The 19,113-nt window shown below is 61.0% G+C and carries 22 protein-coding genes and 1 pseudogene; 12 read left to right on the top strand and 11 right to left on the bottom strand.

What is annotated here, in order from left to right:
- Together PHD22_RS11650 and folE2 are read left to right on the top strand one after the other, a co-directional pair.
- Positions 1-224 (top strand): transketolase C-terminal domain-containing protein (locus PHD22_RS11650; protein WP_299866771.1); only part of this gene is annotated, 224 nt, incomplete at its 5' end.
- 94 nt (positions 225-318) lie between these two features.
- Complete coding sequence (folE2, locus tag PHD22_RS11645; RefSeq protein ID WP_299866768.1) at positions 319-1,128, top strand: GTP cyclohydrolase FolE2; 810 nt, start codon at positions 319-321, stop codon at positions 1,126-1,128.
- A 95-nt stretch (positions 1,129-1,223) separates the two neighbouring features.
- Here folE2 and rplS read toward each other — a convergent pair whose 3' ends face one another.
- From rplS to rpsP, 4 genes and pseudogenes are all read right to left on the bottom strand, one after another.
- Positions 1,224-1,619 (bottom strand): 50S ribosomal protein L19, encoded by a 396-nt coding sequence (gene rplS / locus PHD22_RS11640; RefSeq protein ID WP_299866765.1) that lies wholly within the window; start codon positions 1,617-1,619, stop codon positions 1,224-1,226.
- Between the two features lie 101 nt (positions 1,620-1,720).
- Positions 1,721-2,448, bottom strand: a pseudogene (gene trmD, locus PHD22_RS11635) (tRNA (guanosine(37)-N1)-methyltransferase TrmD).
- A 50-nt stretch (positions 2,449-2,498) separates the two neighbouring features.
- The gene (gene rimM, locus PHD22_RS11630) at positions 2,499-3,002 is read right to left on the bottom strand and encodes a ribosome maturation factor RimM (protein WP_299866780.1); all 504 of its coding nucleotides are present in this window, start codon (positions 3,000-3,002) and stop codon (positions 2,499-2,501) included.
- A 37-nt stretch (positions 3,003-3,039) separates the two neighbouring features.
- The gene (gene rpsP / locus PHD22_RS11625) at positions 3,040-3,291 is read right to left on the bottom strand and encodes a 30S ribosomal protein S16 (RefSeq protein WP_299866761.1); all 252 of its coding nucleotides are present in this window, start codon (positions 3,289-3,291) and stop codon (positions 3,040-3,042) included.
- Between the two features lie 177 nt (positions 3,292-3,468).
- Here rpsP and PHD22_RS11620 point away from each other — a divergent pair, with 177 nt between their 5' ends.
- The 3 genes from PHD22_RS11620 (at position 3,469) to PHD22_RS11610 (ending at position 6,049) form a co-directional block, all read left to right on the top strand.
- Positions 3,469-4,965 carry a hypothetical protein gene (locus PHD22_RS11620; protein WP_299866758.1) on the top strand — a complete coding sequence of 499 codons (1,497 nt, stop codon included), beginning with the start codon at positions 3,469-3,471 and terminating at the stop codon, positions 4,963-4,965.
- Between the two features lie 119 nt (positions 4,966-5,084).
- Positions 5,085-5,684, top strand: coding sequence for an NAD(P)H:quinone oxidoreductase (wrbA, locus tag PHD22_RS11615; RefSeq protein ID WP_299866777.1), 600 nt, complete (start codon positions 5,085-5,087; stop codon positions 5,682-5,684).
- Positions 5,681-6,049, top strand: coding sequence for a DUF2069 domain-containing protein (locus PHD22_RS11610; protein WP_299866755.1), 369 nt, complete (start codon positions 5,681-5,683; stop codon positions 6,047-6,049). The genes wrbA and PHD22_RS11610 overlap by 4 nt, the downstream gene beginning before the upstream one ends.
- A 25-nt stretch (positions 6,050-6,074) precedes the next feature.
- Here PHD22_RS11610 and PHD22_RS11605 read toward each other — a convergent pair whose 3' ends face one another.
- The 5 genes from PHD22_RS11605 to PHD22_RS11585 all read right to left on the bottom strand — a co-directional run bounded on the left by PHD22_RS11605 (position 6,075) and on the right by PHD22_RS11585 (position 12,072).
- Entirely contained in the window at positions 6,075-7,607 is a 1,533-nt protein-coding gene (locus PHD22_RS11605; RefSeq protein WP_299866752.1) for a 2-isopropylmalate synthase, read from the bottom strand.
- 131 nt (positions 7,608-7,738) lie between these two features.
- A complete protein-coding gene (pssA, locus tag PHD22_RS11600; protein ID WP_299866749.1) occupies positions 7,739-8,521 on the bottom strand; it encodes a CDP-diacylglycerol--serine O-phosphatidyltransferase in 783 nt (260 codons plus the stop codon).
- Between the two features lie 110 nt (positions 8,522-8,631).
- Entirely contained in the window at positions 8,632-9,648 is a 1,017-nt protein-coding gene (gene ilvC, locus PHD22_RS11595; RefSeq protein WP_299866746.1) for a ketol-acid reductoisomerase, read from the bottom strand.
- A gap of 74 nt (positions 9,649-9,722) precedes the next feature.
- The gene (ilvN, locus tag PHD22_RS11590) at positions 9,723-10,214 is read right to left on the bottom strand and encodes an acetolactate synthase small subunit (protein ID WP_299866743.1); all 492 of its coding nucleotides are present in this window, start codon (positions 10,212-10,214) and stop codon (positions 9,723-9,725) included.
- A gap of 103 nt (positions 10,215-10,317) precedes the next feature.
- Positions 10,318-12,072 carry an acetolactate synthase 3 catalytic subunit gene (locus PHD22_RS11585; RefSeq protein ID WP_299866774.1) on the bottom strand — a complete coding sequence of 585 codons (1,755 nt, stop codon included), beginning with the start codon at positions 12,070-12,072 and terminating at the stop codon, positions 10,318-10,320.
- A gap of 63 nt (positions 12,073-12,135) precedes the next feature.
- Here PHD22_RS11585 and PHD22_RS11580 point away from each other — a divergent pair, with 63 nt between their 5' ends.
- Genes PHD22_RS11580 through PHD22_RS11565 form a run of 4 tightly spaced genes read left to right on the top strand, consistent with a single transcriptional unit; the run spans position 12,136 to position 14,280 of the window.
- Positions 12,136-12,780, top strand: coding sequence for an RNA polymerase sigma factor (locus PHD22_RS11580; protein ID WP_299866740.1), 645 nt, complete (start codon positions 12,136-12,138; stop codon positions 12,778-12,780).
- On the top strand, positions 12,777-13,151 hold the full coding sequence (locus PHD22_RS11575; RefSeq protein WP_299866737.1) for a DUF3619 family protein: 375 nt from the start codon (positions 12,777-12,779) through the stop codon (positions 13,149-13,151). The genes PHD22_RS11580 and PHD22_RS11575 overlap by 4 nt, the downstream gene beginning before the upstream one ends.
- On the top strand, positions 13,124-13,798 hold the full coding sequence (locus PHD22_RS11570) for a DUF3106 domain-containing protein (protein ID WP_299866734.1): 675 nt from the start codon (positions 13,124-13,126) through the stop codon (positions 13,796-13,798). Before PHD22_RS11575 ends, PHD22_RS11570 begins: the two co-directional genes overlap by 28 nt.
- A gap of 8 nt (positions 13,799-13,806) precedes the next feature.
- Positions 13,807-14,280 (top strand): RDD family protein, encoded by a 474-nt coding sequence (locus PHD22_RS11565; protein ID WP_299866731.1) that lies wholly within the window; start codon positions 13,807-13,809, stop codon positions 14,278-14,280.
- A 39-nt stretch (positions 14,281-14,319) separates the two neighbouring features.
- On the opposite strand, the gene lptG is transcribed toward PHD22_RS11565, so the two are convergent.
- Together lptG and lptF are read right to left on the bottom strand one after the other, a co-directional pair.
- Positions 14,320-15,396, bottom strand: coding sequence for an LPS export ABC transporter permease LptG (lptG, locus tag PHD22_RS11560; protein ID WP_299866728.1), 1,077 nt, complete (start codon positions 15,394-15,396; stop codon positions 14,320-14,322).
- Positions 15,393-16,472 (bottom strand): LPS export ABC transporter permease LptF, encoded by a 1,080-nt coding sequence (lptF, locus tag PHD22_RS11555; RefSeq protein WP_299866726.1) that lies wholly within the window; start codon positions 16,470-16,472, stop codon positions 15,393-15,395. The genes lptG and lptF overlap by 4 nt, the downstream gene beginning before the upstream one ends.
- A gap of 107 nt (positions 16,473-16,579) precedes the next feature.
- Here lptF and PHD22_RS11550 point away from each other — a divergent pair, with 107 nt between their 5' ends.
- The 3 genes from PHD22_RS11550 to PHD22_RS11540 form a co-directional block, all read left to right on the top strand.
- A complete protein-coding gene (locus PHD22_RS11550) occupies positions 16,580-18,067 on the top strand; it encodes a leucyl aminopeptidase (RefSeq protein ID WP_299866723.1) in 1,488 nt (495 codons plus the stop codon).
- A 6-nt stretch (positions 18,068-18,073) separates the two neighbouring features.
- The gene (locus PHD22_RS11545; protein WP_299866720.1) at positions 18,074-18,508 is read left to right on the top strand and encodes a DNA polymerase III subunit chi; all 435 of its coding nucleotides are present in this window, start codon (positions 18,074-18,076) and stop codon (positions 18,506-18,508) included.
- The coding region (locus PHD22_RS11540; protein ID WP_299866717.1) for a hypothetical protein at positions 18,505-19,113 on the top strand (609 nt) is incomplete at its 3' end. The genes PHD22_RS11545 and PHD22_RS11540, both read left to right, overlap by 4 nt.

Genomic DNA, 19,113 nt, shown 5'->3' with positions numbered 1-19,113 from the left:
CCCATGACCTGCTGGTCACACTGGAAGAAAACGCCGTGATCGGTGGTGCCGGCAGTGAGGTCAGTCGGGTGCTGTACGAATCCGGCACGCCCACCCGCCTGCTGCAACTGGGGCTGCCCGATCGTTTCATCGACCACGGGGATCAGCTCCAGTTGCTGACCGAAGTCGGTCTCGATGTCCCATCCGTTCGCAAGCGGATTGAATCAGCCCTACCAACCGGATAGTTGAATCCCCTTGCCAACAAGGCTAGGATCCATCAGACACATCAGATGAGGGGGCCATGACCCCCTCTCACTCCACGACCCCACGAGAACAGCCATGAGCACCAGCGAAGCCCCGACCTGCATCCCGGACGTCCAGAACTCCGCGGACTCCCGACAACTAGCCATCAACAAGGTCGGTATCAAGTCCATCCGTCACCCTGTCAAGGTCCAGGACAAGACCGGTGGCGTTCAGCACACCATCGCGGTATTCAACATGTATGTCGGACTGCCCCACAACTTCAAGGGCACCCATATGTCCCGCTTCGTGGAGATCCTCAACGGTCACGAACGGGAAATCTCGGTTGAATCCTTCGAGCCGATGCTCCGGGAAATGGTCAGGAAACTCGAAGCCGAAACCGGCCATGTGGAAATGACCTTCCCCTACTTCATCAACAAGGCCGCGCCGGTGTCCGGCGTACAGAGCCTGATGGATTACGAAGTCACCTTCATCGGGGAAATTCGCGAAGGAGGAACCTACGAATTCACCATGAAGGTGGTCGTGCCGGTCACCAGCCTCTGCCCCTGTTCTAAGAAGATTTCCGCGTATGGAGCTCACAACCAGCGCTCTCACGTCACCGTGACCACCATCACCAACGATCACCTGTGGATCGAAGAGCTGGTGCAACTGGTGGAGGGGCAAGCCTCCTGTGAACTCTTCGGGCTGCTCAAACGTCCGGACGAAAAATTCGTGACTGAACGGGCCTACGACAACCCCAAGTTTGTCGAAGACATGGTCCGGGACGTGGCCGGCAGCCTGAACCGGGAAAGCCGGGTAAACGCCTATGTGGTGGAATCCGAAAACTTCGAATCCATCCACAACCACTCTGCCTATGCACTGATCGAGCACGACAAGCGCAGTCACTGAGTTCCGCCACGCAACAGACCCGGACTCCATCAGGAGTTCAGGTCCCAGGCAAAAAAAACGGAACCCGAAGGTTCCGTTTTTTTTGCCCTGAAAACTCAGGCCTTGGCAGCGGCCTTGGCAGCGAAAGACTTGTAGTCCAGCTTTTCCTTGATACGGGCAGACTTGCCGGAGCGGCTGCGCAGGTAGTAGAGCTTGGCGCGACGAACGTCACCACGGCGCTTCACTTCAATGCTGGCCACCAGCGGGGAGTAAGTCTGGAACGTACGCTCCACACCCTCGCCGGAAGAGATCTTGCGCACAATGAAGCCGGAGTTGAGGCCACGGTTGCGCTTGGCGATCACGACACCTTCGTAAGCCTGCAGACGCTCGCGGGTACCTTCCTTGACCTTTACCTGGACCACGACGGTATCGCCAGGGGCGAATTCGGGAATGGTTTTGCCTTGGGTCAGGCGGGCAATCTCTTCTTGTTCCAGTTGTTGAATCAGGTTCATGCGTGACTCCAAAAGTAAAATGAGGCCGTAGGCCCTTCGTGCAGAGCAGGTCGCCACCTGGTACACGTCTTTATTATGAAACAGTCGTCTGGCGCAACGCGCTAAGCTTCCTGCTTCCGTTCAGCCCGCCGGAACACTTCCAGCAGGCGGAATTCTTCCTTGCTCAAGGCACGTCCTTGGAGCAGGTCCGGGCGCCGTTGCTCGGTACGTCCCAAGGACTGCTGAAGACGCCAGCGCCGTATTTCAAGGTGGTTGCCGGAGAGCAGGACATCCGGCACCGCCATGCCTTCATAAACCACAGGGCGGGTGTAGTGGGACAGTCCACCAGTCCATCCACGAACGAATCCTCGATGGCCGAGTCCTGATCGTTCAGGGCTCCCGGCAACTGGCGGATCATCGCATCCAGCAACACCATCGCTGGCAGCTCCCCGCCGGAAAGGACGAAATCCCCCAAGGAGACTTCTTCGTCGACACAGCGCTCTATAAGACGCTGATCCACTCCTTCATAGCGACCACAAAGAAGCACCAGGGCAGGCTCTGCAACCAGCTCCAGCACACGCTCATGATCGAGGCGGCGCCCCTGGGGCGACAGGTAGATGACCCTTCCTGCACTCCCCACTGATTGCTGCTGCCGTTCCTTGGCTGCGGCAATCGCCTTTTCCAGAGGCCCCGGCAGCATCACCATCCCGGGACCGCCCCCGTAAGGACGGTCATCGACCGTACGGTAACGATCCGTTGCGAAATCCCGGGGATTCCAGCAGTGCAGCTCGTATAGCTCGCGATCCCGCGCACGCCCGGTCACACCGAATCCTGACAGGGCCGCAAACATCTCGGGGAACAGGGTGAGGATGTCGTAGGCTCTGCGGCCTGCGGCAATGCTCACCAATCTGCCTCCCACTCAACCTGTATCAGCCGATTCACTTTGTCGACAGCGGTGACATAGCTGGCCACAAATGGAATCAAGCGTTCAACATCACCATCCTGCACCTGAAGGACGTCGTGAGCCCCAGTGGACATGAGGGCTGAAACCTTGCCGAGCATGACCCCGGAGGCATTCTGCACATCCAGGCCAATCAAGTCAGACCAGTAAAACTCATCTTCGCCGGGTTCGGGAAGTGCTTCCCGTGGAGCAGCCACGTACAAGCCGGCAACCGCCTCTGCAGCAGTGCGGTCAGGAACCTCTTCAAAGGTGGCAATGATGTCACCCTTGCCATGCTCCTTACACTCCTTGAGAGTATAAGGAAGCCACTGACCACCTTCCGGGTCGGTTCCAAGCCACCACTGGGGCATCTGCTTCCAGGACAACGGATCATCCCCAAAGGGATGTACCCTAACCCAGCCCTTGACGCCGAAGGGCGCAACAACTCGCCCGAGCACAATCATCGACGCACTGCCGAAAGCCGGGTCAATGGGCATTCAATCAGGCAGCTGCCTTGGCAGCCTGCTTGACCAGGCGACCCACGGTCTCCGACAGCTGGGCGCCGTTGTTCTGCCAATGAGCCAGACGCTCGGCATTCACGATGAGGCCAACGGCACTACCAGAGGCGACCGGATTGTAGTAACCGATACGCTCGATGAAACGGCCGTCGCGGCGATTGCGGGAATCGGCGGCAACGATGTTGTAGAAAGGACGCTTCTTGGAGCCGCTGCGGGCAAGACGAATAACAACCATGACTGTTCCTGATCCGGTGGAATTGGAAAAACCACAGATATTAAATGACCCCGGAGAAAACAGCAAGACGGCAGTGTCCATGGCTCAACCCTCGCCAAGGCACTGCAGGATGCGCAAAAAACCCGGCCAGCAGGGTTTTCTTTACAATACCGGAATATTCAGGAAACACTGCCGGACATGAGCGTTGCTGCCCCCTCCCCGCCCGATCGCACCTCCGCCGCCCTGGACTGGCTCAGCACCGAGCCATCAGGAGACGCGGACCTTGAACTGGCCTCCCTGGTGCGGTTCGTAGACGAACTCCATCGACCGGAAGATGGCGGACGTTCCCTGCAGCAGTGCCTTGAGCTACTCCATCGACGCAGCCTTGCGATCAGCGGCCTGTTTCGCCTGCGCCTGGCTGAAGCCACACTCCCCTTGTCGATCGGCCTCCACCGGGCTGCCACGCGGCTGCAGGAGGTGCTGGGCAGAGTTGCCAGCGCACACGGCGACGCCATCACTGAAACGCAATTCAAGGCAGGCCAGTCCCTCACCCGGAATCCGGGAACCCTGGCCACCAGAGCCCTTGAGTTGCTTGGGGAGCAACTGACGATCTCCCACCTGGCCGGCAACAGCGCGCCCTTCGAGTTCTGGTCACGCGCTCACAGCACCTTCATCAACAGCCAGATAAGCGGCACGATTGACAGCCAGCCAGCCTACCCGCCCGAGGGCGCCCTCAAAGCCTACAAGTACATGATGGCTATGGCCACCTGCCAGCCGGAGGGACTGACAGGTCGTGAAATTCTCTGGCTTGGTCAGTTTCTGGAGCGTTTCTGCGACATGACCTCGCTGAGCCCGGCTGCCCCGCAGGACGAAAACGAGCTTGGCTGGTTCTGGATTGACTCCGATCAGGATACACCACCCATTTCAGTCAATCGACGTCCTCCGCCCCACGTGGACGGGCTGATCTATTTTTCGGCTGCCGAACTGGCGCGCCAGGCCACCCGCTGGATAGAAACGCTGGAAGAGCAGCTCCCGCCTCCAGAACCGCTGACTGCGCCCCTCGGCTTGCCGGAAGCAGCCACGCTGCTCAGGCGGGTTCGCGAGTACTGGGCAACCCCCCCGCAGCGGGAACACTCACGGCGCCGTAACCAGTACACTGTAAAGGTGTGTTGCGGACTGGACGACATCTGGCTCATGCTGCGGGAGCAGGATTCAGAGGCCCGGAACACGCTGTGCACGGAGTGGCTGGTTGTCAATGAGAGCCCAACCGGTTACGCCATAATGCAGGTCACGGGAAGCGCCAGCGCACTCTCCGCCGGCATGGCATTAGCGCTGAGGCGCAGCGAACATGAACCCTGGACGCTCTGCGTGGTGCGGTGGATCCGCACGGAGACCCCCGAGCAGATCGAACTGGGACTTCAGGTGATCGCCAATTCGGCAAAACCCGTCATGGTCGGTTTCCGTAGCACGACGCAGACACGTCCCATGCGCCCAGCCCTGGTACTCCCTCCCATCCAGGCCCTTGGACGCCAGCAATCGATCCTGGCACCGGCAGGCACCTACTCGGCCCGCCGCTTCATGCTGGTCTCGGACAGCAACCGACTGTACATTGCCCAGGGGCGACTGCTCAGCCTCGACATGCAGACCTCTGCCGTCGAGCTTTTCCAGTACGAGATCGACCCCTATCCGCGCTGAGCAGATTCCCTGAAGCCACCCAAAAAATCTTCCGCGGGCGCATCTGAGCAGACCGGGTAGCGGAATCCGTCCCGACCTCCGCTTTCCGTATAATGCGGGATCTTTTTCGCCCCACCACCATGCAGGAAATTCTCGTTCTCTATTACAGCCACCGTGGATCCGTGCGCGCCCTGTCCGAAGTCATTGCCCGGGGCATCGATTCCGTACCAGGCATCTCAGCCCGGGTTCGTACCGTACCCAAGGTCTCCACCGTATGCGAGGCAACAGAGTCCGACATTCCCGAAAAAGGGGCACCTTACGTGGAAATGCGCGACCTGGAGGAATGCATCGGTCTCGCCCTGGGAAGCCCTACCCGTTTCGGCAACATGGCTGCGCCGATGAAGTACTTTCTGGATGGAACGGCAGGCCCATGGCTTGCCGGTGCGCTTTCCGGCAAACCTGCCTGCGTCTTCACCTCCAGCGCAAGCCAGCACGGTGGGCAGGAAAGCACCTTGCTGTCGATGCAGGTTCCGCTGCTCCACCATGGCATGCTGATCATCGGGATCCCTTTTTCAGAACCCGACCTGACGCGCACCCGGAGTGGCGGCTCCCCCTACGGAGCAACCCACTGGGCTGGCAAGGATGACAGCACCCAACTTACCGACGAGGAAAAGCGCCTCGCCACCGCCCTCGGCAGACGCCTCGCTGAAACCGCGCTCAAACTGGCAGCCCCATTATGAAACCCAAGACCTTGTCCCTGATCGCCAGCGCCACGCTGATCACCCTGATTGCCCTGTGCCTGGCCTGGGAAATCTTTCTTGCCCCCCTGCGTCCAGGGGGCTCCTGGATGACCCTCAAGGTACTGCCCCTGATGGCCGCCCTGTTCGGCATCCTGCGGGGCACGCGCTATACCTATCAGTGGAGTTCGATGATGATCCTGCTTTACCTGACCGAGGGTGTGGTGCGCACCAACGACGCGGCCCCCGGCAACCTGCTGGCGCTGGCGGAGGCCGTACTGAGCGTGGTGTTCTTCATTGTCGTAGTACTGTATTCGCGCAACACAGCTCCTTCAAGGCTCGCCGGAGCATCCAGCAAGGAGGCATGAGCCTTGAAGGGTCTGACCGTACCGGTCAGATCTGCGGGTTCATCTTTTCAGAGCCACCCTGAATTTTGTTCAGGGCATTGAGATAGGCCTTTGCCGAAGCCACGATGATGTCGGTGTCTGCCCCCTGGCCATTCACAATCCGGCCATCCCTGGACAGGCGGACGGTCACCTCACCCTGGGCATCGGTGCCAGTCGTGATCGCATTCACCGAATAGAGCAGCAGCTGGGTGCCACTTCTGGCCACCGCCTCAATGGCCTTGAATGCTGCATCCACGGGGCCGGAACCACTGGACTCCGAGGACGCTTCGGCACCGCCCACCAGGAGGGTCAGCCGCGCACAGGGCGCTTCCCCAGTCTCGGAGTGAAAGGAGGAGGACAACAGCCGGAAATGCTCCTTCGGCTCCGAACTCTCATCATTCATCAGGGCCTGCAGGTCTTCATCGAAAATTTCGTGCTTCTTGTCCGCAAGTTCCTTGAAGCGGGCAAAGGCGTGATTGAGCAGTTCCTCCGAAGCGATGTCGACACCCAACTCCTGCAAGCGGGAGCGAAAGGCATTGCGACCGGAATGCTTGCCAAGCACCAGCTTGTTGGCAACCCAACCCACATCCTCGGCACGCATGATCTCGTAAGTTTCCCGGTGCTTGAGAACCCCGTCCTGGTGAATGCCCGACTCATGGGCAAAGGCATTTGCGCCGACAATCGCCTTGTTGGGCTGAACCGGAAAACCGGTGATCCCGGATACCAGCTTGGAGGCAGGCACAATCTGGCTGGTGTCGATCTGCGTATCGCAGCGGAAGATATCCTGGCGGGTCCGCACGGCCATGACGATCTCTTCGAGGGAAGCATTGCCCGCCCGCTCACCCAGGCCATTGACGGTACATTCCACCTGACGGGCACCGGCCTGCACCGCCGCCAGGGAGTTGGCCACTGCCAGACCGAGATCGTTGTGACAGTGCACCGACCACACCACCTTGTCGGCGTTGGGCACCCGCTCGATCAAGGTACGAATGGTTGCTGCGAATTGCTCCGGTACGTTGTACCCCACCGTGTCGGGCACATTGATCGTCCGGGCCCCGGCATTGATCACCGCCTCAAAAATCCGGCACAGGAAGTCGATTTCGGAACGACCTGCATCCTCCGCGGAGAACTCGATGTCGTCGGTGTATTCACTTGCCCAGCGGATGGCCCTGACTGCGTGCTCAACCACCTGATCGGGGGTCATCCGCAGCTTCTTCTCCATGTGGATCGGACTGGTGGCAATGAAGGTGTGAATGCGACCGGAACTGGCCGGACGGATGGCCTCACCGGCACGCCGGATATCGTTCTCGTTGGCCCGCGCCAGCGAGCAGATGGTGGAATCCTTGATCGCCTCTGCGACTGCCTTGACCGATTCGAAATCGCCATTGGAAGCGGCCGCAAAACCGGCCTCGATCACGTCAACCTTCATGCGCTCCAGCTGACGGGCAATCCGTAATTTCTCGTCCCGGGTCATGGATGCACCGGGGCTCTGCTCGCCATCGCGCAGGGTGGTATCGAAAATGATCAGCTGGTCGTTCATGATGGGCTCCTGCCGGGTTCTTGGTGTTTGGATGTGGTCGTACACCGGGAGGTTCATTCATCCCAATGCGCGGGAACTGCAAGGGTGACACTGCCGACAATCAGGCGGCAGGAAGCCGCCGGAGAGTAGCGCTATTGCTCGGGCTCCTGGGGGGGCGCCACACGGCGCTTGCCGCCCTTCAGCCAGCTCCAGACACCGAGGACGTAGCCGGATGCGGCGTAGCACAGGAAAAGACCGAAGAGCACACCCGGAGGGTAGCTGGAGACCAGCAGGAGCGCGAGGACAAAGGCAATGATGACGATGAAGGGCACGCTCTTGCGGAGATTGATCTCCTTGCCGCTGTAAAAGAGCACATTGCTCACCATCGAGACGCCCGCAAAGATGGTCAGCGCACAGGCATACCAGCGGATGTCGGGGCCGGAGATGCCGTTATCCATCATCACCCACACCAGTCCTGCAATCAGTGCGGCAGCAGCTGGACTGGGAAGGCCCTGGAAGTAGCGCTTGTCGATGATGTCGATGTTGGTGTTGAAACGAGCCAGGCGCAGGGCTGCCCCGGCACAGTAGATGAAGGCAGCCATCCAGCCCATCTTGCCCATGCCCTTGAGGGCCCACTCATACATGATCAATGCGGGCGCCGCACCAAAGGAAACCATATCGGAGAGGGAGTCATACTCAGCACCAAAGGCGCTTTGGGTACGCGTGAGTCGCGCCACCCGGCCATCAAGGCCATCCAGCACCATGGCGATGAAGATCGCCACCGCAGCCTGCTCGAACAGGCCGTTCATGGCCTGGACGATCGCATAGAAACCTGCAAACAGGGCCGCCGTAGTAAACAGGTTCGGCAGGATGTAAATGCCCCGGCGGCGGCGCTCCGGGTTCAACAAGGGCTTGCGGGATTGCAGATCGGCCATGGAAGGGACGATGGGTGAAGTAAGCTTGATTGTAACGCACCGAGCGACGGATGGCCCTGAAAACGACAAGGGGGACTTACGTCCCCCTTGTGTCAATCAAGCCATCGGGATCAGTTCTTGGACTGGTCCACCAGCTTGTTGGCCTTGATCCACGGCATCATGTCACGGAGCTGGGCACCAACGGTCTCGATCGGATGCACGGCGTTCAGACGACGGCGGGCAGTCATGGACGGATAGTTGGTCTTGCCTTCCAGGATGAACATCTTGGCGTATTCGCCAGTCTGGATGCGCTTGAGGGCTTCGCGCATGGCGTAGCGGGACTCTTCGTTGATGACTTCGGGGCCGGTCACGTACTCGCCATACTCCGCGTTGTTGGAGATGGAGTAGTTCATGTTGGCGATGCCGCCTTCGTACATCAGGTCGACGATCAGCTTCAGCTCGTGCAGACACTCGAAGTAGGCCATTTCCGGAGCGTAGCCGGCTTCGGTCAGGGTCTCGAAACCCATCTTGACCAGCTCGACCGCGCCGCCACAGAGGACAGCCTGCTCACCGAACAGGTCGGTTTCGGTTTCTTCGCGGAAGTTGGTCTCGATCACGCCACCCTTGGTGCCGCCGTTGGCTGCAGCGTAGGACAGGGCGATATCGCGGGCCTTGCCGGATTTGTCCTGGTACACGGCGATCAAGGAGGGAACGCCACCACCCTTCAGGTACTCGGAGCGCACGGTGTGGCCAGGGCCCTTGGGGGCGACCATGATCACGTCCAGATCGGCGCGGGGCACGACCTGGTTGTAATGCACATTGAAGCCGTGAGCGAAGGCCAGCACGCCGCCCTGCTTGATGTTCGGCTCGACGTCGTTCTTGTAGACCTCGGGGATGTTCTCGTCCGGCAGCAGGATCATGACCACGTCGGCGGCGCGCACGGCCTCAGCCACTTCAGCAACCTTCAGGCCAGCACCTTCGGCCTTGGCCCATGAAGCACCGTTCTTGCGCAGGCCAACCGTCACATGGACGCCGGAATCCCGCAGGTTCTGAGCGTGGGCGTGGCCCTGGGAGCCATAGCCGACGATGGTGACCTGCTTGCCCTTGATCAGGGAGAGGTCTGCATCCTTATCGTAATAAACCTTCATTTCATGCCTTTCTGACACAAGAGGAGCAAATCACGGGGCCCTGCGGCGGGGAAAGCCGGCGGGACACCCAAACATCAAACCTTGAGCACCCGCTCCCCGCGACCCACACCGCAGATGCCGGTGCGAACGGTTTCGAGGATGAGGCCGGCATCAATGGCGCCGACAAAGGAATCGAGCTTGGCCTGATTGCCGGTCAGCTCGATCACGTAACTGGTATCGGTCACATCGATGATGCGACCACGGAAGATGTCCGCCATGCGCTTCATCTCTTCCCGCTCCTTGCCCGTAGCGCGCACCTTGACGAGCATCAGCTCGCGCTCGACGTGAGCCGACTCCGACAGATCCACCACCTTGACGACCTCAACCAGCTTGTTCAGCTGCTTGGTGATCTGCTCGACGACGTCATCGGAGCCGGTAGTGACAATGGTCATGCGGGACAGGGAAGGGTCCTCGGTGGGCGCCACCGTGAGGGACTCGATGTTGTAGCCTCGGGCCGAAAACAGGCCTGAAACCCTGGAAAGGGCGCCCGCTTCGTTTTCGATGAGGAGGGAGATGACGTGTCTCATATGCGTTTTCTTGAATATCGATGACCGTCCGGAAACTGCCGAACCGTACAGCCAGGACAGGGTTTCACCGGGCTGTGGCAAGCGCACGCAAGCCCGGCGACCATCAGAGATCCTCGGCCGACAGGATCATGTCCGTCAGGCCCTTGCCCCCCTGGACCATCGGGTAAACATTCTCGGTGGGATCCACGGCAAAATCGAGGAAAACCAGGTCGCTCTTGCGACCAAAGGCCTCGCGCAGGGCACCTTCCACATCCCCCGGCTTCTGCACCTTGAGCGCCACGTGACCATAGGCTTCGGCAAGCTTGGCAAAATCGGGCAGCGCATCCATGTAAGACTCGGAATAGCGGTTGCCGTGGAAGAGTTCCTGCCATTGGCGGACCATGCCGAGATAGCCGTTGTTGAGCAGGATCACCTTGATGGGCAAGCGGAACTGTTTGCAGGTGGACAGCTCCTGGATGTTCATCTGGATGGATCCCTCGCCGGTCACACAGGCCACCTGGGAGCCTGGATGCGCCAGCTGGACACCCATGGCGGCGGGCAGACCGAAGCCCATCGTGCCCAGACCGCCCGAATTGATCCAGCGCCGGGGCTTGTCGAACTTGTAGTACTGGGCAGCCCACATCTGGTGCTGTCCCACGTCAGAAGTCACGAAGGCGTCGCCGCCGGTCACTTCCCACAACTTCTGGACCACATACTGGGGCTTGATAATCTCAGGGTCGAGATTGATCTTGAGGCAGTCGCGACGACGCCACTCCTCGATCTGCTTCCACCACGCGGCAAGGGAGGCTTCCTCCGGACGCTGGGAAGTACCGTCAAGGAGCGCCAGCAATTCACCCAGCACATCCCCCACATCACCGACGATGGGCACATCCACCTTGACCCGCTTGGAGATGGATGAGGGATCAATGTCGATGTGGATGATCTTGCGGGGCTCGGAGGCAAAGTGATCGGGACTGCCGATCACCCGGTCATCAAAACGCGCCCCCACAGCCAGCAGCACATCGCAATAATGCATGCCCATGTTCGCCTCGTAGTTGCCGTGCATGCCCAGCATGCCGACAAACTGACGATCGGTGGCAGGGTAAGCACCGAGGCCCATCAGCGTGTTGGTGCACGGAAAACCCAGTTTGCGCACCAGCGCCGTGAGCTTGTCCGCCGCATCCCCGAGCACCACGCCGCCGCCGGCGTACACCATCGGACGCTTGGCCTCAAGAAGGAGCTGCAGGGCCTTCCTGATCTGGCCCTGGTGTCCCTTGACGGTCGGGTTGTAGGAGCGCATCGACACCGTCGCCGGGTAACTGAAGGCACACTTCTGAGCGGTGATGTCCTTGGGAATATCTACCAGCACCGGCCCGGGCCGCCCCGTCCTGGCAAGATAAAACGCCTTCTTGATGGTCTCCGCAATCTCCCGGACATCCCGTACCAGGAAATTGTGCTTGACGCAGGGGCGGGTGATGCCGACCGTATCGACTTCCTGAAAGGCATCCTGACCGATGGCTGCGGAGGGCACCTGCCCGGAAATCACCACCATCGGAATCGAATCGCAATAGGCAGTGGCAATGCCGGTCACCGCGTTGGTGGCACCCGGCCCCGAGGTAACAAGGGCCACGCCCACCTTTTCAGTGGAGCGGGCGTAGCCGTCTGCTGCATGAATTGCAGCCTGTTCATGGCGCACCAGAACGTGACGGACCTGATCCTGCTTGAAGAGCTCGTCGTAAATATGCAGGACTGCGCCGCCTGGATAGCCGAACAGATAGTCGACCTTTTCTTCCTGGAGACACCTGATTACAATTTCCGCACCGGTAATGACCATCGCTGCACCCGAAGCTGTATCGGCTGATGTAAAACATCGAACCATACCGCCGAGCAGGCGATTGGTCAAGGCGCCGGATCGCCCGACGGAAGCGCCTAGCGGGCATGTTTGATTCAAGCTGGGGTACGATGGCCCCCTCTCCCGTTCCCGCCATGCCTCAACGGCCCGACACACCAAAGGACCCTCGCCCTGCCCTCCCGCGTCGAACTCTCGGACTTTCTTGCCAGCGTCGAAAAAAGAGCCTTCAAGCAAGCTCTGTTCGCAGTCCGCAACGAGGAATCGGCCCTCGATATCGTGCAGGACGCGATGATGAAACTTGCCGAAAAATATGGCGACAAGCCCCTTGAAGAGCTGCCCATGCTCTTCCAGCGGATCCTCCAGAATGTCATCCGTGACTACTACCGGCGCCAGAAGGTACGCAGCATGTGGACCACCCTGCTGTCCGCCTTCTCAGGACCCGAGGATGACGAGCACGACCCCCTTGAGGTCATCGAATCTGCCGACAGCGAGCACAAGCACGAATCCCCTCACGCTCAGTTCGAACAAAAGCAAACCCTGAGCGCCATCGAGAAAGAAATCGAAAAGCTGCCCCCGCGTCAACGGGAGGCCTTCCTCATGCGTTACTGGGAAGAAATGGATATCGCTGAAACAGCAGCGGCAATGGGATGCTCCGAAGGCAGTGTGAAAACACACTGCTCCCGGGCAACGCACACCCTTGCCGCCGCACTTGCTGCAAGGGGCATCACACTATGAACGACCAGGAACTCCAGCGCCGGGTCAGGCAACACCTCAACGCTTCGGCACATGCGCTCCCGTCCGAGATCAGCACCCGCCTGCACCAGGCACGCCAGAAAGCACTTTCCCGACAGAAAGTCGCCGTACCCGGCCTGAGTCTGGCGGGAGTCGGGCAGATGATCACCAGTCACCTCACCCTCCAGCGCAAAACGGCGCTGGCCACCGTTTGCGTCTTGCTGCTCACCCTTGGCACCGGTCTCCTGGGAGAGTGGCAGCACGCCGCCGACATGGAGGAAGTGGACAGCGCACTCCTTGCCGACGACCTTCCGATTGACGCCTATCTGGATCGCGGATTTGACGCATGGGTTCAAAACGATACGGAAGACTGATTGCCTGGGCGCTGCTGCTCGGCATCACGGCAGCGGAGGCCAGCCCTCCCCTGGCTGCGCCCGCGTGGCACAACCTGACACCCGAGCAGCAACGTACCCTGGCGCCCCTGGCCCGGGAATGGAAGGATCTGCCGGACGAGCGCAAGCGCAAATGGGCGGGCATCGCAGAACGCTTCCCGGGATACACCCCGGAGGAGCAGACACGCCTCCAGCGCAGGATGGAAGTTTGGATCGCGCTGACTCCCGAGCAGCGCACCATTGCCCGTGACCAGTACCGCAACCTGCAACGCATCCCTGCGGAGAAGCGGGAAATCCTCAGGGATAAATGGAACGCCTACCAGGAACTGCCCAGCGAAGAGAAAGCCCGGTTTACGGAAGCTGCGAAACCGGCCAAGCGCCCGGTCATTCCAAAGGCGGGTACGCCACCACTCAAACCCTTGACGGAGCCCCTTCCCCCGAGAGTGGTAGTCAAGAAGGCTCCCCGCAAGCCTGCTCCAGCGGAAAGCACCACGACACCGGCCGAGCCCACTACAATCCCGTCCCTGGCGGGCACATCGCCCCTGCAGGCTGCGGCTCCGGCTCCATCCGCGCAGGGCAGCCTTGGCCCAGAGACCGCAGTTCCCGCCCCTTCACCGGGCAAGCCCTAAATTTCCTGATGCCTGCAAAGCAAAAAACCTCCAAGGCTGAGCCCCTGGGGCGCCAGTCCGTCGAACTTGCCGGTCTGCGCCGCCGTCTGGCCAGCATGCTCTACGAAGTACTCCTGCTCCTCGGTGTCCTCGCCCTCACGTTCATCGTGCCCCACCTGATCCTGGGCATCGGCACCGGCTACAGTCCTCCAGGCGGTGTGCTGTGGCTGCATGTCTACCTGGTGCTGGCGGGCTACTTCATCTGGTACTGGCGGCGAGGCGGCCAGACGCTGGCAATGCAGACCTGGAAACTTCGCGTCGTCACCACCCATGGGGATGGGATCAGCCTGAGTCAAGGCTGGCTGCGCTACTCCCTGGCCTGGCCTTCGGTGCTGCTGGGTGGCATCGGCCTGCTGTGGGCCCTCATTGATCGGGACCGACAGTTCCTGCATGACCGCCTTGCCGGCACCCGCCTCGTCCTCCTGCCGGTCCAGCCTGAATAAACGCGCCCTGCCCTCAATCGATGGAAGCTTGTGGCAGTGTCAGCGACGCTCCACCCACCACAACATGCCCATGGCAGCAAACAGGAAAGCCAGGCTGGGGGTCAGGGCAGCGACGGCGGGAGTCCAGCTGTTGATCACGCCCAGGTTGGAGAACAATCCGTTGAGGAGATGGAAACCCACACCGATCATGATTCCCGCAAAAACCTTCAGGCTGACGCCACCCATACGGGTCTGCATATAACCAAAGGGAAGCGCCAGCCCCATCATCACCAGGGCGGCAAACGGGTAAGCCAGCTTTTTCCAGAGCGCGATTTCATAGCGCGTAGTCTTCTGCCGGTTTTCCGACAGATGGCGAATGTAGGAATACAGCGTACTCACCGACATCCGCTCCGGCACCACCATCAGTACCGAGAGGACCTCCGGCGTCAGCTCCGAGCGCCAGACAGTCTGAGGCAAAGACACCACATCGGTCCGGTCACCCAGGAAACGGGTGCGGCCAACCTTGCTCAGCAGCCAGCCCTGCTGACTGTCGTACACGGCGCTCTCCGCCTCACTGATGGATACCAGGGTGGCCTTGTCGTCAAACTCATAGATCCACACGCCCTGCAGGGTCGTATCAGGCAGCACGCTGCGAACGTTGACGAACAGCTTCCCGTCACGTACCCAAAGCCCCGTCCGCAACTCCTGGGACACCATTGAGCGGGTGGCAGCCAGGCGCCACTGCTGGGCAGCCCGCTCGGCGGGCGGGGCAAGATACTCACCGAAAACGAAGGTCAACACCACAAACACACTGCCAATCCCCAGCAGCCCCATCAGGAAGCGCCGGGTGGACAAGCCCGACGCCCGCAGCACGGTGATCTCGGAGTGCCGCGCCAATGTCGTCAGGGCATACAGGGTCCCGATGAGCACCGCGATCGGCATCAGTTCGTACACCCGCCCCGGCAGGATCATGGCTACATAAACTGCTGCGTGATGCAGCATGTAGCCCCCCTTGCCGACATCCTCCAGTTCATTCACCAGATCGAAGAAAGCGAAAAGCCCCAGGAAGGCCAGCAGCACCAGGATGACGGCCGAGTAGATCTCCCGGCTCAAATAGCGGAGATAAACTGGCATCATGATTTTTTCCGCCAGAAGGCAAGCACGCGGATGCGCTTGACGAACAACAGCGCAAGCACACCCAGCATCACCAGGTGCGGCGCCACCAGAGCCACTTCGAAGCGCAGACGTCCCTGCCCGACCCAGGCCTGGCAAACGCTGACTGCGTTGCTGTAGATCAGATAAATGAGCACCGCGAGAACCAGGTTGTTGGTGCGGCCAGCACGGGGGTTTACAAAGGACAGGGGAATGGCCAGGAGCGCCAGCATCAGCGCCAGCAAGGGCGCGCTGATGCGCGCCATCAGCTCCGCCATGCTCCGGTTGTCGGGATTCTTGAGCAATGCCGGCAATGGCAGGGAGCGGGGCTGCCGCGGGCCGCCGGCAGCCTCCTTGGACTCCATGCGCAGGCGATACCGCTCGAACTCCATCACCCGGTAACTGGGTGTCCCCGGAGTTCCCTCGTAGCGGCGGCCGTTCTCCAGAACCACAAAACGATTGCCGGTCGCATCCACCTCAGTGTGTCCCCGGGCAGCCACCATCACCCCGAGGCGTCCATTCTGCATGCTGCTGGCAAAGACATTGCGCACGCTGCCCTCATCGGTGGACAAGGCTTCCACAAAGAACACCTTTTCCCCTCCCGAAGACTCCCGGAACAGGCCCGGGGCCACGCGGGAGACATCATCCCGGCTGCTGAGCTGCTCCTTGTAGTCGGCGCTCTTTTTCTGAGCCCAAGGAGAAGCAAACAGGGATAACCCGGCAATCACCAGCACGACGGGTACTGCAAAGCGCAATACAGGGCGAATCCATGCTGTCAGGGGGAGGCCACTGGAAAACCAGACCACCATCTCCGAATCCCGGTACCAGCGGGAGAGGGTCATCAGGATGGCGATGAACACGGTGAGCGAGAGCACCACCGGCATCTGGGCAATCGCACCAAACCCGATCAGCGCCAGGACCGCATCGGCAGGCACGCGCCCGCCGGCCGCCTGCCCAAGCAGTCGAATCAGCACCGTGGAAATCAGGATGGCGAACAGCGCCACAAAGACCGCCACGGCGTTCTGCGTGAATTCGCGCTGGGCGGCTCGGAGAAAAATCATTCGGGAGAGATGTGGCGCTGTGGGGCAGCCTTTTTGACGTCCACCGGGCTGCCCCGCCATAATGTGGCGCGAAGTCCCAATTGACGCGTGTTTCCAAGGAGAAGCGGGTGGAATTTACCATAAAGGCCGGGTCGCCGGAAAAACTCAAGAGCGACTGTGTGGTGGTGGGTGTGCTGGCGGGAGGTGAGCTCAGCCCCTCGGCCAAGGCTCTGGACAAGGCTTCCGAAGGCGCCCTGGCCAGCATCCTTGCCCGCGGCGATCTGGACGACAAGGCCGGCGCCACCCTGATGCTGCATGCCCTGCCGGGAATTCCAGCAGCACGTGTCCTGCTGGTCAGCCTGGGCAATGACGAAGCGCTCACCGACAAGAGCTATCGGGATGCAGTGGCAGGCGCGGCCAGGCAGCTGGCCTCCAGCACCGCCGAGGAAGCCGTCTTCTGCCTGGCCGAAATCGATCTTCCCAAGCGCGACATGTTCTGGCGGCTGGCTCAGGCCACCCAGATCCTCAAGGACAGCGGCTATCGCTTCGACGAGCTGAAGTCCAGGAAGGATGAGTCGCGGAAAGGAGTGAAGAAGCTTGCCTTCATGGCCCGCCACAAGGACGAATCCGCCCTGGAAACCGCAATCCGGCAAGGTGAAGCCATTGCGGAGGGCATGGCTCTGGCCAAAACCCTGGGCAACCTGCCGGGCAACGTGTGCACGCCGGGCTATCTGGCCACGGCCGCCAAAAAACTGGCCAGGGAACACAAGATCAAGGTGGAAGTGCTGGAGCGCACCGACATCGAGAAGCTCGGCATGGGCTCCTTCCTGGCGGTGGCCCGGGGCTCCCATGAGCCTCCCAAGTTCATCGTGCTCCACTACAAGGGCGGCAAGGCCAAGGACAAGCCCGTGGTGCTGGTAGGCAAAGGCATCACCTTCGACACGGGCGGCATCTCCATCAAGCCGGCTGAAGGCATGGACGAGATGAAATACGACATGTGCGGCGCCGCCAGCGTACTCGGCACCTTCAAGGCCATCGCCCGGATGGCGCTGCCCATCAATGTGGTCGGCCTGATCCCCACCACCGAGAACATGCCCGGCGGCTCTGCCATCAAGCCCGGAGACATTGTCACCTCCCTGTCCGGCCAGACCATCGAGATCCTCAACACCGATGCGGAGGGCCGGCTGATCCTGTGCGATGCCCTCACCTACGCCGAACGCTTCGACCCCGCTGCCGTGGTGGACGTCGCCACCCTCACCGGCGCCTGCATCATCGCCCTGGGCAACGCCACCTCCGGCCTGCTGGCCAACGACGATGAGCTGGCTGCGGAACTTCTCGCCAGCGGCCAGGCCACGGGCGACAAGGCCTGGCAGCTGCCCCTGTGGGACGAATACCAGGACATGCTCAAAAGCAACTTCGCCGACATCCCCAACATCGGCACCAAGGGGGCTGGCACCATCACCGCGGCCTGCTTCCTGTCGCGCTTCACCAAGTCCTACAAATGGGCCCACCTGGACATCGCAGGAACGGCCTGGAAATCAGGTGCTGAAAAGGGAGCTACGGGACGCCCGGTGCCTCTCCTGGCCCACTTCCTGCTGCAACGGGCAGGTCGCTAACACCTGATGAACACCGAGATCCGCTTCTACCATAACGCGCCCGACCGCCTGCGGGTGGCCTGCGTGCTGGCAGCCAAGGCCAGCGGGAGTGGGCGCAAGGTCTCGGTGCTCGCACCGGAGGGGGGCATGGCCCGCCAGTTCGACCAGATGCTGTGGGGCTTTCAACCCCTTGCATTCGTCCCCCACGTCCCGGCTGGCTCCCCTCTGGCCCCCGAGACAGGCGTGGTCATCGGCAGCTCCGTGGCCAGCCTGCCCCACGATGATGTGCTGATCAACCTGGGGGACGCGCTTCCCGAGGAGATCGACCGCTTCGGGCTGGTCATCGAAATCGTCGGCCCCTCCGACCCGGAACGTCTGGCCGCCCGCGGGCGTTACCGCCAGTACAAGGAAAGGGGTTATCCCCTCAACGCTCACGATCTGGCTCAAAGGAATGGCGAATGACCTCCCCCCGGCCACCCGATTTCGAAATTTCCCTGGAAGACGAAGAGCTCGTCACCGCCCTCTCTTCCCTCGAGATGGAAACGGATGACATTCCCGTGCTCACCGACGTGGTGGACGAGCGGATCGAACCCTTCATCGGAAACGCTCCCCCTCCCCTACCCGACGAGGAGCCGGAGACCCTGCTGTTTGCCTCCGCCCTCAACGAGCCCATTCTCCTTGAGCCGATGACGCCGTTTCCGGCATCCTCGCCTGGCGCATCCACCGGCCTGAGCGATGAGCAAAAGGCAGCCCTCCAGGCAGCCATCGCCCACCATCTGGAAAAATGGGTCAGCCATGAGCTGCCCCAGCTCCTCTACCAGGAGCTGGATGAACTGGCCGAACGCCTGAGCCGCAAGGCTGCCAGCCACCTGCAAGCCACTGTCCTGCCCGCCATCGTGGCCGAGATCGACGAGACCCTGGCTCCCCCGCCTCCTCCCTGCTCGACACCTCAGGGGTGTACGACGGCAGGCGCTGCCGGCGCATCCGCTATAATCCCGCCTTTGCCTTCAACACACAGAATCCCCATGGAACTGGCCAAGAGTTTCGAGCCGGCGGAGATTGAACGC

The organism is Zoogloea sp., assembly GCF_028693495.1.
GTDB lineage: Bacteria > Pseudomonadota > Gammaproteobacteria > Burkholderiales > Rhodocyclaceae > Zoogloea.
This window is presented reverse-complemented; position numbering and strand designations above follow the sequence as displayed.